The sequence below is a fragment of the Pseudomonas sp. R76 genome, from assembly GCF_009834565.1.
GTDB lineage: Bacteria > Pseudomonadota > Gammaproteobacteria > Pseudomonadales > Pseudomonadaceae > Aquipseudomonas.
In genome coordinates this window covers 1,343,081-1,360,508 of record NZ_CP019428.1, presented here as the reverse complement: position 1 = coordinate 1,360,508, position 17,428 = coordinate 1,343,081, and the positions used below count along the sequence as shown (strand labels likewise).

The window sequence follows — 17,428 nt, the reverse complement described above, 5'->3', positions numbered from 1 at the left end:
TCTAAATATCAGGCACTTGATTTTTTTGCAAATACTTATTTATTTTTTAGCTAAACTCTCGCAAAAAACCCAAGCATGCGCTTTGATTAAAATAAAAAATGGAATGAAAGATGTATTAAGTCGGAGCAAAATCCTTCAATAGCTGAAAGTTAGAGTTTTTTGCTAGCATTACAAGTTTTCAGCACTTATCGGACCACCTACATGAACTAAAAAACACTTTCGACATTTAAAAAGTTAAGCAACCAAATCAAAATACCTCTCAGTCTTCAAGTTAGCTAAGTAAGGAACCTCGCTGAGCTGCTGAAAAACCTATAAAAACAACTACTAAATTCTCTAAGAATACAAAATACCATTTAACTTAAAACTGACGAAGCCGCGCCGATTAAAAGCAGAGTTCCTACATGCGAATTAGATCTAAAAAGAAAATTACAATTATCAGGAACATTAAAATCAAATTGGGATGTTTGAAAAAATAGAATCATTGATATTGGCACTAGAAAAATCAAAAAAGAAACAGAGCTACCTGAGACGATTGCTGCCATAAACCAAAAAAATATTGTTAATATGTAAAAACCAGCTATCCATTTTTTTCCGGCTTCAGCGAATAGCACGGCAGTAGAACGTAAGCCCAACCGCAAGTCGTCTAACCGATCGCTGTAAGCATAAAGTGTGTCGTACCCTAATTGCCAGAAGATACAACCAACCCACAGATACAATGCAGAATACGTTATATTGTCGGCGACTTCGACGCTTGCCATGAGTACGCCCCAGTTAAAGGTTGCTCCAAGCAACGCTTGTGGCCAGTGAGTGAAGCGTTTGCAGAACGGGTAGAAAAACATCAAGGGGACGCAACCTAAAGCCAGAAAAGCCGTAGCGGGTTTGAGTAGGAACAATAAGCAAGCAGCCATAGCCAGAAGTAATACCAGGCAAATGACCGCTTTATTTACGCTTAATGTGCGGTTGACTAAGGGACGGTGACGCGTACGATTGACAGATGCGTCGAAGCGTTGATCAATTATGTCGTTGATGACGCAGCCAGCGCTACGCATTAAAAATGCTCCGAATGAAAATACTAAAACCTGTTTAATATGAGGTAGCGTTCCGCCATTCATAAACAATGAAGCCAAAGCTGGAAGCAGTGTCAACCAAGTTCCGACAGGGCGATCTACACGCATTAGACGCGCGTATGGTTGCCAAGATAAAGGAAGGTAACAAGATACAAAATCGTTGATGCGAATATCACTCAAATCCAAATCAGGTTTCAACTTATTCAAATCCATAATTTTAAACTCAACTCTAGATCCTCGAGCTTGTTCTAGTACACCGCAATGGATAATAATTTCAAAGCTTATCCCCCTAAAAAGGTACAAGCATAATTTTCGCTAAAAAATCGTTTCACCCTCAATGAAACCCGCACTTGCAATATTAATCAATTGAATAATGTACATTCTCAGAATGCAGGATATTCATCAACCCTCAAAATGAAGAAAATACAACTAAAGCAAACTGATCTAATACTCTAATTTTTTTTTAATTCCACAAGCATTTTATTAACCACTCATTGAATGTCTTTAATTAAACAAGTACTAAGCACCGAACTAGGTTAGTTGCTCGACTCTATTTTCAAGCGAGCTATTAATTCGAGCCAGCTAATGTTTTATCTCAGTTAGATTTTCAGGCAGTTCCTGCTCGATCTATGCTGGGTTGACCTCTGATGATCGAAGATAATTTTTTTTGTTGGCCATAAAAAAGCTATAGAGTTCGGAGCAACCCTCAACCCCAAGTAAAAATGATAAACAACCAATATCACAAAAGACAATTATAGAGCCTGATACCCAAAAAAATCAGAATACTCTATTCATAAAGAAGTGTGGCTACTCAGGTTTGCACCCACGAAGACTTAGCAAAACTGATTGACTAGATAGAAGATTTAGTCACTTATAAAATAACGGAAATTCTTTTTAAATAAGAGCTGCAGATATTGCCGCTTCGATTTCCCCTTAGAAAAATTAATTCTTACAAGCATCATCCTCGAGATGCTTTTGCCGCAATTTGCACATGAAATAATAGTATATATTTAATCTGCTTCCACGACGAGCTATAGATAATAGAAATTTAATAATGATGCTACGAGATAACCATTTCTCTAAGGGTATGGCCTGAAATATTTTTACAACTCGTGAAACCACTTCAGATATTCGATATACCTTGTGCTGATCCTGCTGAAAAAAACCTAAAAATTCTTCTATCCAACAGAAAGGTACTAACACACTAAACTTAAGTACTACTGAGGATTAGTATAGACTTCAAATTGCCGGTGGTCTTCGGCCAAACGTGCCCTACCCTTTATACAGATACGATAACTTCGATAAGGTGCCTGACTCAAGCTTTAACGCGACATCATTTATAACCGACAAGCTTGGGGAGATCAGAATTAAAACAGGGTCAATGCTTTATTAAATTAAACAATACGCTCATATCGAATTCCCACATATAATGCCTTACCGACGACCGCGCAGTAAAGATACTGAATACTGAAATAGTATCAGACTCCCAAAACCCTCATATCAGCTGTCAAAGTTAGAGTTTGCAAAGCGTTTAGCAAGGATCTTGCAAGGTGCTAGAGAATCAGTAACGATGCAATCAATAATAAAGCTAGCGTCGCATGCTCATCACCCTCATCTAATAGGTACACGGAGGCTTGGGCGGCCTTACTTTGGCCAGAGTGCTATATATCCACGGTATCACCTCCATAGTCTACGAAGCAGAACCATCGGTAAATTCTCGCGCGCAAGGTGGAATGCTCGACATCCACGACTACGACTCCCAACTGGCTTTGCAAGCAGCGGGCTTGGTTGAAGATTTCCGTGCCCTGATCCTGGAGGGCACGAGCCGACTCGTGTACTTGATTACGAAGGAACTATTTTGTTAGACAAGCCCGACGATGGCAGCCGCGGTCGTCCAGAGGTTATGCGCGGCGAGCTCCGAAATATACTTCTCCACTCACTACCTGCCGGTACCGTGCGTTGGGGCCACAAGGTTGATAGAGTGCGCTCCATGGGAGAAGGCCAGCACGAGGTGACATTCGGTGATGGCGCTCACATTGTCACCAACCTACTGGTAGGAGCAGACGGTGCGTGGTCGAAGACCAAGCCGTTGCTTAGCGACGCCGCACCCGAGTACACGGGGATGTCGCTAGTTGAAACCTACTTATATGACAGCGACGCCCGGTTTCTCGCAACGGCCAAAGTGGTAGGTTCAGGTGCGTTGTTCGCACTTCAGCCAGGAAAAGGGATCCAAGCACACCGTGAGGTTAACGCCACGCTTCACACCTACGTGATGCTTACCAAATCTCAAAGCTGGTTTGCCAGCATCGATTTCAACGACAGAGCAGGTGCGGCTGCATGTATTGCACAGCAGTTCGCGTGCTGGTCCCCTAACCTCACGGCACTGATCACAGAAAGTGATACCGAGTTGGTGTGGCGCACGCTTTTTACTCTACAGGTCGAGCACAGTTGGAACCGAGTGCCTGGAGTAACACTAATTGGTGATGCAGCACACCTATCGATCCCGAATGGTGAAGGTGCCAATCTTGCGTTATACGACGGGGCTGAACTGGCTATAGCTTCACGCTCTGATCACCTCGAAACAGCTCTCCACGAATACGAACTGGCTATGTTCCAGCGCAGCGCGAGAGAGGCGGCTGAAGGTAATGAAATGCACTAATTAATCTTCGGTACCGAGACACCGCACAGCTTGATTAACCTGTTCAAAGGCGAAGGTACTTAATGTGCGGTCCCCGGATCTCTTGAGTTGCCCTCAACTCCACTAATGAGAAAATTTTGAAACTCAATCCAGTTGAGTGTCTCAGTTGCTCATAATAGGAAAAAATATGTACCATCGCCGATAAGCTTAAGGCTTGAGTGCACGGCGGATTGGTTCGATCCCATTTATAGAATGTCTTTTAAATAGTCAAAATCCTCATAAACTACCAGTACCTACAACGAATTTTCTGTTTTTTTAATCTCACCGGGGTTCGTAGATCCTAATAGATTAAAGCCAATTCAACTCCCATCTGAGTACTCTCTCTTCTCAAGCCTTTCAAGCCTTTCAAGGGCAACAGAGCAGATAAATGATCCGCCTGAGCCTCGAGGTGGCACTAAAAATAGTAATTTCTGAAAATCAACTTCGATTTCGCGCAGTAGACTGTCATGAAGTACGAAGGTCAGCTACACGCAATTGGTTGTGTAAGTCAGATGCAACAGGGAAATTTTATTTTCAACACCCAGTGAATCAGTGACTATTATCGAAACCCCGCCGACAGCCCGCACTTTCTTCACGGTAGCAATCAGCCACAATCAAACGCGAATCAATTTCATCAGATTAATATCGAATTGCCATTCTTCAGAGCCGAATCGACCTCGCTCGCCTTAAACGAAAGTTTCGACTTTGCCCGTGACAGTTTGGATTGCTCGCGGGCAAAGGCCGGTGAGGATAAAATAATGGCGCTGATATGCTGAGGGTTAGGTTAGGCCTGAATCACCAACTTTATCGCATCAGACAGAGGCGTCGTGTTTCTGCCAATAAGATTAGATAGGTCACGGGAAGAACTATCCAGCTCTCCTGTCATAGACTTCATATCTGCATCAATGACAACATCAACAACCATTTTTGGCACCCCGAAGCTTAACAACTGATCTTCATATTCGGCTGGTAAAAGATTGTTGTAAGGGATTTTTCGACTAGCATACCTAGAGACTTCCTCGGCAAATTCGTACATCGAGTAAGAATGGTCTCCAGCCAATTCATAAACTTTATTTACATGACCTGGTTGCGTTAGTACAACAGAGGCTGCGGCAGCATAATCGGCACGTGAAGCAGAGGCAAACCGCCCTTGTCCAGCGCTACCAATGATGAATTCATTAGCAAGCGCCAAAGAAAGCATACCTGTATGATTCTCTATATACCAGCCGTTGCGCAGCATCACAAACTCCATGCCGGATTTCTTCAGGTAATCTTCGGTTGCTTTATGCTCTTCGGCAAGGATCAGGCGGGATGTGTCGGTCCGCAACATACTGGTGTAAGCGATCAGCCTTACACCCGCTTGTTTGGCAAAATCGATCACGGCCTTGTGTTGCCGAAATCTTTCGCCAGGCTGCACTGCCGAGATGAGTAACAATTTCTCAACACCTCTAAACGCCGCCTCCAGCGTCTCTGGGTGATCGTAATCAGCCTCGCGCACCTTAACGCCCAAAGCACGCAAATCGTCGGCTTTCTCTGGACTGCGCACGGCAGCTACGATTTGAGTTGCGGGAATGACTCGCAAAAGCTCTCTAATAACCAGTTGACCTAGATTTCCATTTGCACCTGTAACAGCAATCATTCTCTGAACCTCCTATGCCTATGTGTAGGTTTTGTCTTTTGATTGAGCAAACATCTTATCGAATATGCTAAGCCACACCTAACGTGCAGTAACTAGCCAACATTTATACTAACGGATGACTCAACAATAATATATGTCGTATACTAAACGTCAATTAGGCACTTCAAAGTAACTAGATAACTTCCAGGAAACCTCCATGCCGAAATCCCGTCAAAAGGTCTTACCACCAACCGTTTGCCCTAGCCGCCTAATACTCGACCAGATCGCCGACAAGTGGTCGATACTCATCCTTGCTTCGCTGCGCAATGGACCTTTGCGATTTAACGCTATCCTGCGTCGCATAGGAGGAGTGACTCAAAAGGCCCTGACGGAGTGTTTGCGCAGGCTTGAACGACACGGGATTGTCGAAAGAAGAGTGATTGCGACCTCACCAATTGCCGTCGAATACGAAATAACGAAGCTTGGTCGTTCGCTGGACTATCCTTTTCAGGCGCTTTATTCATGGACAGTTGAGCATATTTCAGAAGTTGAATATGCGATGGCTAAATATGACGATCGCTATTCCTCTAAGGAAAAGTAACTGAGACGTACGAGTCCGTAATCGTTTATTCGCACGGTATAGCTGAGAAAATTCGATTTGCGGTCGCTGCTCTGAATCAGCGGAGTTGAATTTTGCAGTCGGAATCAGAAATGAGCGAAGATGGTGTGATTCGATGATGTGCAGTTTCATCTCAGTTTAGATCATGCGCTCAAGTACATGACTTAAGTCTTGAGGCATACCAAGCATTTTTCAGAAAACCCAATAAAATCTGATGCTTGGCCATGTCAACAAAAGCTGTAGGATACCTCGGTGAGAAGGAAGAGCTAGCGACGCTCCTCGCAATAAATTTGTCAGTAATTAAGGAAAGCAGAGGACATTTAGGAAATGAAAACATGGCCTAAACTTCTAGAATAATTAAGAAACTAATTGACATGAACTTTGGAAGGAAATAATCGATGGGTGTAAGCTAAAAAATTTAGGCAAGATGTGCGCTTAAGGCTCGGAAGTTATTCGCTGATCCCGCGTAAAACGCGTCAGTTCTCACGATTACTTCTCTTTCCGAACCACACTGCGTGCGCCGAGGCGGTGCCAGTGCAAATCCAATACCGAGTCAATATAGATTTGTATCTAAAGAGCCGCATCCACCTTCTGATGACGCGAGCATTGATGCCATGGCTTATGACAATCTTGCACAACCTATAGCATGACTGACATGTTCGCCTCCCCTGAGGTCGTGTAGTACCACCCAGTGCCGCAAGCGGCCAGCACGCACCAGCCGCTCACTGCGATCACGCCTTGCCAGTAATCCCATACTTACCGACATAATCGCCGAGAAGGTCAGCGTAGTCGTTCTCACGAGACGACTGCTCGCTCTGTTGGATCGCGACCATGACGAAGGTCACGGCGGCAGCGAGCACGTTGCTCGCGGCCGAGGCGAAGCTCAGGCTGCCGGCGATGATCGGAATAGCGGTAACCGAGATACCGGAAAGGCCGGCGATGGCCTCAATGCCAACGGCAAGTCCGGAAATCACACCCAGGCCGCTGCTGGTAACGCTCAACCCGCCGTTAAGCTTGTCACCTGAACGGATGGCTTGGACGCCATCGATGATGCCTAGCACCCCACCGGCAATGCCCGCAGCGCTTCCCACGAGCGACGCAGAGTTTCCTATCCGGCTTAGGTTGTCTTTGATGTTAGGGCTGACCCTAAGCTGCGTTCCATTGGCCGCTACGGCACTCTCTAGGTCCTTGATGTACTGTGTGTACGCTTTGCTGCCGCCTTCAGTGATTATTGCGGCGGTTTGGATCGAGCTGATCGCCACGTTGGCAGCAGCTTTGGGCGTCATGTCAGCACCGGCCGCGACGCCTTTAGAAATGCTCAGCCCGGCGAGGAACAGACCGCTGACGGTGTGCATGATACCTTTGTCACTAAGGTCCTTAAGGCCGCCTCCGGTAAGCCATTCAGCCTTGATGCCCACCTTGGTGGCCTGACGCATCATGTCCCACGAACCGCGCATGGCGCTTAGGAGTTGATCACGGCTCATTGTCTTGCCAGCGTCGGTCACCAACAACTCGGGCGCCTGTTCTTTAATCGAGTCGAAAATCGACTCGATCTTCTTCTCGTCGAGCTGCTCGCCGCCGTTCACTCCATAGGCGGCTTTCAGATCGTCGAACGTAAGCTCCTTCTGGAAGATTTGGGCAGTTTTTTTGCTTACCAGCTTCCCCAGTTTTTCATCGTAAGGGGCAGTAACGTCAGCCGGTAATGTCGCGTTGAACAACGCCACTTCCATACTGAACGCACTCAGGCCCTGCTCCGGAGTCCCCTTTTCCATCAGCGCGTCGAGACGCTTGCCTGTGCTGATGTCCTGCTCGTAGTAACGTTGCAGGTCCTTACCGATCGAGCTCTTGGCCACCGCATTTTGGATTGCCTTCGTATCGTGAATGCCCAACGCCGCTTGGGTAGAGGTCGCGAGGTTATTGAACGCGATAAGCGCCTCGGTTTTGCTGGCACCTTCTTGCTTGGAGTTTTTTTCCCAAAGCGCATCCAATGCCTTACCGCTGAGGATTTCGTCCTGGTAGGTCTTCTGCACACTGGCCTTCATACCGGGGATTTTACCGACCAGTTTCTCCATCGATGTCGCGCCGGCCTGTTCGAGGTACTTGACCACTTCCTTGTCGGCGGTCAGTTGGTCGATGTGTGCCTGTATGTCTTTCATCAGAGCCTTGGGATCGTCGCCCACGCCGGCGCGATCCCCAAGCTTCTTGACGATATGGCTTTTTTTCCACATACCTGAACTCTCACCCATCATTACCAAACCGTAGGCCTGCTGAAGGTCTTGCACTACTGCGGCTTTTTCCTTGGCCGAATAACGGTTGGTTTTTTTGAAAATCTCTGGGCCAATCTTCGAGGTGTCTACGCCATCGACAGCGCCACCTTGGCTAGCGCGGGCCAGGAACTGCGAGGCCGAGGCCGCGTCCTTGGGCGCCTCCTTATCGATCCAATTGCTGATGTCCTCCTTGGTCAGCAAACCGTCCGAGCCATAGCGCATCTTGTCGACGCTGGTTTCCAGCAGCTTGAACGTACCTGGGTTGCTCCAGAAATCGATCGCCTCCTTGAGGTTATCGGGCAGATTGGCATGCTCGCTCTTGAATTTTTGCAAGTCGCCCACGCGCAGAAACTCACGGGCACCGGTGGCCTCGCGAATCGCGTCGAAGTTCTCATGCAGGATTGAGGCGTACTCAGCGATCTTCAGCGACGAAGCGTCAGAATCTAAATGGTTTTTCTTGAAATCCTGATACTTACCGGCGTGATGCTCCAGGGCCGAGAAGCCGTACTTACCGAAATCTTGCAAGCGACCAGCCTCGGTGCCGTGCTCGGCTTCACCACTGCTGGTGAAACCGTCGATCTTGCCATTGCCCTTATCGCCGCCGGTGTTGAAGGCGCCATCATTGGAATAGCTTTCAATGTACTCGAGCACTTGCACGGCACGGTAGGCGGCGTCAGCGTCGTGTTCGAAATCACCGACCTGATCCTTGAGCATGTCGCGGGTACCGCTCTGGTTCTCCAAACCACGCAAAAGCGACGAGTCGCGTTGGATTTCAGCTGCCGAACGCTTGTCATCGCTGGGGCGCGTCCAATCAATGCCCAGTTTCTTGGCTTGCTCGCGGGCAGTAGCGTCGCTGCCAGCTTTGGTGCGATTAGGAATCACGCCATTCAGGCTGTCGAAACCGTTCTTGCCAAAGTCCTGCAAACGGCCGGCCTCGGTACCATGCTTGGCCTCGCCACTACTGGTGAAGCCGTCGATCTGGCCATTACCCGTGTCCTTGCCGACCAGGGCTTTGCCCTCATCGTCGAAGCGCTGTATGTGCTCGATCACCTGGGCCGCGCGGAAAGCCGCATCGGCGTCGTGCTCGAAATCACCGACCCGATCCTTCAGCAGGTCGCGCGCACCGCTGTCGTTCGGCAAGCTCTTGAGCGCTGGCGTCTGATTTACGATCTCACTGGCACTTCGTCCATCACCCTCGGGACGCTGCCAAACGATACCCTTGACCTCGGCCTTCTCGCGTGCCTGTCTGTCATCACCGACTTGTGCACGGTCCTTCAAGCTGCCTTTGAGAGACTCGAAGCCGTATTTGCCGAAGTCCTTTAGGCGCCCAGCCTCAGTGCCGTGGCGCGCTTGGCCGCTGCTGAAGCCATCCACTTCGCCGTTACCGACCTCTTTTCCGACGATCTGCTTGCCCTCGCCGTCGAGGCGCTCGATATGCTCGAGCACCTGAACTGCGCGATAGGCGGCGTCGGCATTTTTCTCATAATCGCCAACACGCGCCTTAAGCATGCGCTTGACATCTTCGTCGTCGGTTAGATGCTTAAGCATTGGGTTTTCGCGGAGAATGTCATCGGCTCGGCGCGTATCGCCCTTCGGCCTTGTCCAGCGGATACCGAGTTTCTCGGCATTCTCACGAGCGCTATTCTCATCTGCGAGCGGCTCGCCCTTATCGCCTTCGCGCGAATCCATTTTGCCTTTTAGGCTGTCGAAGCCATGCTTGCCAAAGTCTTGCAGGCGACCTGCCTCACTGTTGGGGCTGGCCTCGTTGTCAGGAGTAAAGTCGTCGATTTTGCCATTTCCGACCTTAGCACCACTCTGCTGCTTGCCAAGGCTGTCGAAGGTTTCGATATGCTCTAGCACCTGGGCGGCACGCCAAGCAGCGTCAGGATCGGTTTCGTAGTCACCGACACGATCCTTGAGCAGGTCTTTGACCCCGCTCTGGTTGCCCAAGTCACGCAGTATAGGGGTATCCTGGACGATCTCATGGGCACTGCGTTTGTCCCCGTCGAGGCGGCTCCAAGTGATGCCCAATGCCTGGGCCTTATCGCGCGCCTCGGTATCCTTGCCGACTGCACTGCGATCAACCAAGATACCGTTCAAGCTGTCGAAGCCATGCTTGCCGAAGTCTTGCAGGCGCCCGGCTTCAGTACCTGGCTCGGCCTCGTTGCTGCTGGTGAAACCATCGAGCTTGTCGTTAGCCACGCTGTTGCTGGCGATCAAGTTGCCCGCGCCGTCGAAGCGCTCAATGTGATTGAGCACCTGCACAGCGCGGTAGGCAGCATCGGCGTCCTTCTCATAATCACCCACTTGATCCTTGAGCATGTCCTTGACACCGCTATGGTTTTCGAGACTCTTGAGTAGCGGATGATTCTTCAGAATATCTTGGGCTGATCGCGTATCACCGTCGGGGCGCTCCCACACTATGCCTTTGACCTTGGCCTTATTGCGGGACTGCTCGTCGGTTTTTACAGACTGGGTGTCAGGCAGCGTACCTTTGAGACTCTCGAAACCGTCCTTGCCGAAATCCTGTAAGCGCCCAGCTTCGCTGCCGTGTGAAGCTTCCTCGCCTTTGAAACCGTCGATGCTGCCATTGCCGACGTCCTTGCCGACGAGGCTCTTGCCTTCACCATCGAAGCGTTCGATGTGCTCCAGCACCTGGACGGCACGGTAAGCAGCATCGGCGTCGTGCTCATAGTCGCCGACGCGGTCCTTGAGCATGTCCTTGACACTGCTCTGGTTGCCCAAACGACTGAGCAAGGGGCTGCTGTCGATAATCGCTTGGGGACTGGAGTCGTCTCCCTGCGGACGCTCCCAGTGTATACCGAGCTTTTCGGCCTCAGCACGGGCGCTTTTGTCCTCGCCCACTTTGCTACGATCGACAAGATGTCCCTTGAGACTGTCGAAGCCATCCTTACCGAAGTCTTGCAAGCGCCCGGCTTCGGTACCGTGCTTGGCCTCGTTGCTGCTGGTAAAACCATCGATCTTACCGTTGCCTGCGTCCTCGCCGACGATAGCTTTGCCGTCGCCGTCCAGGCGCTGGACATGCTCTAATACTTGGGATGCGCGATAGGCGGCATCGGCATCGTGCTTGTAGTCACCGACCTGATCCATCAGCAGGCGCTCGACATCCTTCTTACCGTCGATATCCTTAAGCGCCGGAGTGTTGTTAAGAATGTCCTGGGCAGAACGTCGATCTTTGTCGGGCCGCTCCCACTTAATACCCTTGGCTTCAGCGGCGTCACGAGTCTTGGGGTCTTTGAAGGCGGCGGTGCGATTACCCAGGTCACCCTTGAGGGACTCGAAGCCGAACTTGCCAAAGTCTTTCAAGCGCCCAGCTTCGGTGCCATGGTAAACCTGTCCACTGGAGCTCACACCATCGATGCTCTCGTTACCGAGCGTAGTGCCGGAGACCAACCGGCCGTCTTCATCGAACCGCTCGATATGATCCAGCACCTGCACTGCACGAAAAGCGGCATCAGGATCGCTGTCGAAGTCACCGACCCTCGCCTTCAGTGCATCGCGCATGCCCTCTTGGTTGCCTAAATTGCGAAGCAATTTGGAGTCTTCCATGATGGCCTTGACCGAGCGGTTGTCACCGTTCGGACGCTCCCAAACGATGCCCAATTCCTTGGCCTGCTCACGCGCGGCGTCTGCGGACTTACCCGAGCTATCCTCGCTCTTTTGCATAGCAACGACCAATGCACTATTCCACTTAGAGCCTGCATCACGTGAGTCTTTGATGTGGGCGTTAGCAATAGCTGAGTTGATTTTGGTATCGATCATTGTTCAGTCGACCTCCATGAAAAAATATTTAAGACATTGTAACAACAGCTGAATAAATATCTTGTGAATAGCTGTGAATTGTACTGTCTCCAGCATCGTAGAAATCTCTAGCCTAAGTTTTGAGCATAGAAGGAAGCCAAAGAGTAAATTCAATGCGGAAGTAGTCAGGCATGTCATTGAATGCAGATAAAACGTTACGAAAATAACGAAGTGGCTTGGCGTGCCGGCCACAGCATATAAAAGTGGGTTGGATCCGTGACGCTTTGCACAATCTAAAGATAGGCCAATGAACTGATCGACGCTGAAAGCGAGATGCTACGACAGCGAGCCAAAATGAAGTACTTGGAAGAAGAGTAAGACATATTAAAAAGCCAGTACGATACTTCGCCAATAAACTGCAGTTAAATACTGCCTTATGTAAGAGCATCAGCATCAATAAGCTATCACTACACTGCGTCGCGTTTGTAATTTGCTCGTGCCGAGTTTTATCGATAGTTATCTAAGCCTGTATTTGATCGCAAAAAAGAGGAGCGTCGGCTGGTAGGACTGATCAGTGATTCCTATGCAGCGAGCCGTAGTGTGTATGGGGCATCTAGGGTCTGTGCTGAATTGCGTAAGTCTGGAGAAAGTTATGATAAGCAACCATGCCTGGGGAAGGCTCATGCGATCACACTCGAAACTTACGCACTTGAGCATTCAAAACTGATGCGAGTTCCGACAGCTGTTGGCTAGCATCTCGAGTCTGCTCAGAACCAGAAGCTGTTTGTAAAGATAGATCACGTATCCGAATTATATTTCTATCCACTTCTCGCGATACCTGTGCCTGCTCCTCAGCTGAGCTCGCTATTACGAGGTTAAGCTCATCTATCCCTGATACCGCTTTTGCGATAGCTGTAAGGGCTTGGCTTGCCGATTGCGCCTGAATACGAGTTAGATTTGCCTGCTCAGCACTAGATTCGAGAGCTTCTACGGTATGTGCGGTACCAGTTTGAATGTTAACTATCATTGATTCTATTTCGCGTGTTGACTCGCTGGTGCGATGAGCTAAAGCCCTCACCTCGTCGGCTACAACGGCAAATCCGCGACCGGCGTCACCCGCGCGCGCAGCCTCGATCGCGGCATTTAGGGCTAGGAGATTAGTTTGATCGGCCACCGAACGGATAACATCTAGCACATTTGTAATATTAGTCGTCTGTTCTGCTAATCGATGTGCTCGCGACTGAGCGTCGAGAACGTCTACAGTCAGTGTCTCTATAGCGATTAATGTGGTCTCCAACTGAGACTGACCTTGGCGAGCTATTTCCGCAGCTTTTTGGGACTCTATAGAGGTAGATGTTGCGTTATTGGCTACTTCCTCGACCGCTTGGCTCATTTCATTAATTGCAGTAGCAGCCATTTCGATTTCAGTTCTCTGAAGTAACATATCCTTAGCACTCTCTTGCATCACAGAAGACATTTCCTCGGCTGAAGAAGCTAGCTGAGTGGACGAGTATTCTAGGTGACTGATAGTATCAAGCAGGCTATTTTGCATGAGCTTCATAGCCTGTAAGAGAAGAGCTGGCTCGTCTGTACCTCGCACATCGAGTGACTGAGTTAGGTCGCCGTTAGCGATAGTTTTCGCTGCTATCACAGCTTGAGTTATGGGTTGAGCCAAACTGAGTGTAAATCGCCAAGCGATAACTACCGAAAAAACCAAAGACAAAAGCACGGCAAAAAAAGTAATTACTTTTGAGTACCAGTAGGTTTTATCACTAGATACTGAGGCTTCATGAACGTCGCGTAAGTTTATGAAGCGCAAGGCCTCAGAAATCTCATTCATCTGTGCACCAGCGCCAGCCATATCGCTTTTTATAAATGCACGAGCTGTATCGATTTCGTCTAAAGCGACAAGATTTTTTAGCTGCTCTAATCGCTTAACATAATCCTGGTAGACCCTATGTAACGAATCAAATTTTTGCCTCTCTTCGATACTACTAAGCAGTGGTTGATAACGATTGAAGGCGGCATCTATTTCGTCATTTATCTTTTTTAACTTAGATTCCGTACTAATTCGAGTATCTAAATCTGGCATTGCTACCAAACGTAACACCTCCATACGAGCACGCGCTAACTGCAAAGCCAAATTATCTGCCTCAATTATACTTGGCATACTATTAGTCTCTAAAATCAATGCTTGATCACGAATTATAGACAATTGGCTTAAACCAAATAAACCTAGACTAATTGTAGCCAAAGCAAGAACACTAAAACAGAGAACGGTTCTCGTGGCAATCTTAAGATTTCGAATTTTCATAATATATACTTCAAAGCAAGTATCTTCCAAGACCGTAGACCAAAAAAATTAAAGCCAAGCAATTGATCTTTAAAAATATATTAATATTCGTGATACACGCCCTCCCAACTTAAACCTAACCCCAATTAAAATATAGCAAGACGGATTGTCGCCAGTAATATAATTACTATGAACAAACGAATATAAGACACAGCACCAACCAACCTCAAATTCAAATACAAAAAAAAAACACTTAATATCTACAGAGCGCCAAGCGGCGGCATTATGTACCACATTACTAATCGACACCACATCTCACAAGCAATCAAAACTTAGGAACGTTTAAAATCTATAATTCCTTTCGCGAGCCAACTTACAAATTAACACTTGCAACCTATGCAACTAATGCAACTAACAACCTATATTTTTTTGAGAACCACAAAATAAAAAAACAAAAAGCAACATAGTGCCTTACTAAGTCTTAAGTGCAAAATCTTAGAGCCTGACTTGCAAGCAACCAATTTAAATTATCTAAGCAAAATTATAGGTAGACATGTTACCCAAGCCATTCCCAATGAAAAAACTCTAACCTTTGACAAAAACTAAATATTCACCTAGTACAGCAACGCCATTTTAAAGCTTTATAAATACAAAATATTCAGCTCATGTTTATTTTACGTTTACGTTTACGAAAAACAATCACAGACCCAAACACTACCCACAAACATATAGCCGTAACCGGGGACAGTTAGGATATCGCGCTGATTTTTTCCTTTAGATAGGGCACGACGAATTTGATATATCTGCGCTCGCAAATTACATTCCTCTACTACCACCGTCCCCCAAACCGCCTTCAGTAGATTCTTTTTTAGCTGGACCTTACCACATCCTTTCAATAAAATAAGCAGAAGATGGCTAGCACGAGAGCCTAACTCAACAGTTTCCCCGTTGAAAAAAAGCATCTTCCGTTTTGCACCAAAGCAAAAATTGTCAAAGTAATAAAATCCGCTTTCTACTTCACCATCAGTCTCTTCGAAAAAATCGTTATGGAAAGAAGATTCAACAAACATTACTACATTCCTCAGCAACGACTTTCAACATGAAGCTCATCGAAAATGATAACGCACTTGTTAAAGCCATTTAAAAATAAAGCACATTTATCCAGTTTTATCGACAAACAGAATTTAAGCTTACCCAACACCATTACTATCTTAAAAAATACGCGCTTGCATAGCACAAATCTGTTAAACCATTATTTCCAACAAATACTACACACGCACACGACCAATTTAAACCAAACAAAACGACAACAAACCCACAGATAAAATTAAACGTTTACTTAAATTGCCACATATTCACAAAAATCGAAAGCGAATCTCATGCAATACCACATTGAAAGCCATTCAACAAGCCACATAAAGTGTGAATTTAATATTTCACACATTAATAAAATGGCAAAACCCACACAACACTAGAAAGCTTGAAAGATTTAAATACGAGCGCTCAAACATACAAAAATAAAGCAAAAAACTTATCAGCATTTTTTAACTAGCAAAAACCATCACTCAGAAACACTTAGCACATTACAGCAATTCTAGAAAATTACTCTCTGAAAGATATGAACTATCAATACTAACAAACCAAACACCTTAACACTATCAACACATCACCCTTTATGGACACCAGATCGACTTACGAATAAGAAGAGAGCATTCATTAACAAAACCCCAATCAAAAAAAAACAAACAAAATATAAAATTTTAAAAAGCAGTGAAATTTAATGCAGCAGCATTTATAATTTTTTAACGAAACTTTCTGAACCAAGACAACCTCGTAACACACGCTTCATAAATTACAATAGTTAAATTTTACAAAATTTAACACTTTCCATGTGTTGCTTAGCCAATATTATTAATTGACGGCGCAACCAAATGTGACCCTGATCTCCTTCATTACGAGCATGCCACACAGCTTGCAGAATAGAAGGTGGCGCTGAGTATGGTAACGGGCGATAGCAAAGACTAAACTTTTTCTGAAACGAGTGGGCCAGGTACTCAGGAACTATGCCAACAAGATTGGTGCTTGACAATATATCAGGTAGTGCAAGTGCGTGTGGAACAGTCAATCCATAATTAGGTGACTGACGAATAGTTGCGAGCGCCTGTTCAAGACTTTGGCGGTCGAACATTTCTGACTGGCGCGCAAGTCCGCGCTCTGAGATATAACCGTTTACCGCGCCCTCTTCTTGCCCGCCCACTGACACGATTACCATGGAATAACATTTTAAAGATTTTAACGTAATAGGGGTGTGTGTAAGTAAAGGATGGCCAGAGCGCATTAACAAAACGTCCTGTTGCTCCCAAAGCATTGTGCTTTGTACCCGTCGAGGTAATTCAGCGAATGACCCAATTACTAAATCAATTCGTCCGATATCAATCTGTTCTGCAAGATCCAAACGCGTAGATGGCCGAATGACTAGCTTAACCCCCGGAGCAATACCCGATAGATGAGTCAGAAGCCTTGAAATTAGTACTGACGTAACATAGTCAGTGGCTGCGATTGTGAACGTTCTAGAGCTCGCTCCAGGGTCGAAACTTTCGACCACCAGAGTATTTTGAATTAAATCCAAGGCCTGCCGAATGGAGCTAGCGATGGCTTCAGCTCGAATAGACGGCTCCATTCCCCTACTCGTCCGTATAAAGAGCTCATCTGACAGAGACTCTCGCAAACGACCAAGTGCATGACTCACAGCTGAATTGGTAACGTTCAATCGCTTACTAGCCAGGAGTATGCTACGGTCTTGATAAACCGCATCGAAAACTCGGAGTAGGTTCAGATCAAGCCGATGGAAGCTAGGGGTTTTGTGGTCATGCATATTGAATATCCTGCACTATCTATTGCGAAAAATCCTATTGTAAATTTTTGCTTATAACGGCTGCTTCAAAGGCAACAACTATAGGCACCCGAATACTATATCCCATCACTTTTAAGAATGTCTAAAATCAATAGCTATAATCTCCTGCATTTTTAAAAAATATTTGTTATTCATTTAAAAAACCTGAAACCATAAACACTAAGTCACACAAGAAGCTTACCTTCATATTAATTGAATATTTTTTTAACGA

The 17,428-nt window shown here is 46.8% G+C and carries 8 protein-coding genes; 2 read left to right on the top strand and 6 right to left on the bottom strand.

Annotated features, from left to right (window positions below):
* Positions 1-353: 353 nt before the first annotated feature.
* Positions 354-1,280: a 4-hydroxybenzoate octaprenyltransferase gene (ubiA, locus tag PspR76_RS06030; RefSeq protein ID WP_159954382.1), complete on the bottom strand. Its 927-nt coding sequence runs from the start codon at positions 1,278-1,280 to the stop codon at positions 354-356.
* Positions 1,281-3,057: 1,777 nt separating this feature from the next.
* On the opposite strand from ubiA, the gene PspR76_RS06025 reads away from it, so the two are divergent.
* Positions 3,058-3,726, top strand: coding sequence for an FAD-dependent monooxygenase (locus tag PspR76_RS06025; RefSeq protein WP_237235728.1), 669 nt, complete (start codon positions 3,058-3,060; stop codon positions 3,724-3,726).
* Between the two features lie 802 nt (positions 3,727-4,528).
* Here PspR76_RS06025 and PspR76_RS06020 read toward each other — a convergent pair.
* On the bottom strand, positions 4,529-5,383 hold the full coding sequence (locus PspR76_RS06020) for an SDR family oxidoreductase (protein WP_159954381.1): 855 nt from the start codon (positions 5,381-5,383) through the stop codon (positions 4,529-4,531).
* A 196-nt stretch (positions 5,384-5,579) separates the two neighbouring features.
* On the opposite strand from PspR76_RS06020, the gene PspR76_RS06015 reads away from it, so the two are divergent.
* The gene (locus PspR76_RS06015) at positions 5,580-5,963 is read left to right on the top strand and encodes a winged helix-turn-helix transcriptional regulator (protein WP_159954380.1); all 384 of its coding nucleotides are present in this window, start codon (positions 5,580-5,582) and stop codon (positions 5,961-5,963) included.
* Between the two features lie 749 nt (positions 5,964-6,712).
* Here PspR76_RS06015 and PspR76_RS06010 read toward each other — a convergent pair.
* From PspR76_RS06010 to PspR76_RS05995, 4 genes are all read right to left on the bottom strand, one after another.
* Positions 6,713-12,031 carry a type III effector HrpK domain-containing protein gene (locus PspR76_RS06010; RefSeq protein ID WP_159954379.1) on the bottom strand — a complete coding sequence of 1,773 codons (5,319 nt, stop codon included), beginning with the start codon at positions 12,029-12,031 and terminating at the stop codon, positions 6,713-6,715.
* 667 nt (positions 12,032-12,698) lie between these two features.
* Positions 12,699-14,324, bottom strand: a complete 1,626-nt coding sequence (locus PspR76_RS06005; RefSeq protein WP_159954378.1) for a methyl-accepting chemotaxis protein — start codon at positions 14,322-14,324, stop codon at positions 12,699-12,701.
* Positions 14,325-14,989: 665 nt separating this feature from the next.
* A complete protein-coding gene (locus PspR76_RS06000) occupies positions 14,990-15,373 on the bottom strand; it encodes a winged helix-turn-helix domain-containing protein (protein ID WP_159954377.1) in 384 nt (127 codons plus the stop codon).
* 791 nt (positions 15,374-16,164) lie between these two features.
* A complete protein-coding gene (locus PspR76_RS05995; protein ID WP_159954376.1) occupies positions 16,165-17,178 on the bottom strand; it encodes a LysR family transcriptional regulator in 1,014 nt (337 codons plus the stop codon).
* Between the last annotated feature and the right edge of the window lie 250 nt (positions 17,179-17,428).

Coding starts and splice junctions, on each gene's coding strand:
- ubiA (WP_159954382.1), bottom strand. CDS start 1,280: ATGGATTTGAATAAGTTGAAACCTGATTTGGATTTGAGTGATATTCGC.
- PspR76_RS06025 (WP_237235728.1), top strand. CDS start 3,058: ATGGGAGAAGGCCAGCACGAGGTGACATTCGGTGATGGCGCTCACATT.
- PspR76_RS06020 (WP_159954381.1), bottom strand. CDS start 5,383: ATGATTGCTGTTACAGGTGCAAATGGAAATCTAGGTCAACTGGTTATT.
- PspR76_RS06015 (WP_159954380.1), top strand. CDS start 5,580: ATGCCGAAATCCCGTCAAAAGGTCTTACCACCAACCGTTTGCCCTAGC.
- PspR76_RS06010 (WP_159954379.1), bottom strand. CDS start 12,031: ATGATCGATACCAAAATCAACTCAGCTATTGCTAACGCCCACATCAAA.
- PspR76_RS06005 (WP_159954378.1), bottom strand. CDS start 14,324: ATGAAAATTCGAAATCTTAAGATTGCCACGAGAACCGTTCTCTGTTTT.
- PspR76_RS06000 (WP_159954377.1), bottom strand. CDS start 15,373: ATGTTTGTTGAATCTTCTTTCCATAACGATTTTTTCGAAGAGACTGAT.
- PspR76_RS05995 (WP_159954376.1), bottom strand. CDS start 17,178: ATGCATGACCACAAAACCCCTAGCTTCCATCGGCTTGATCTGAACCTA.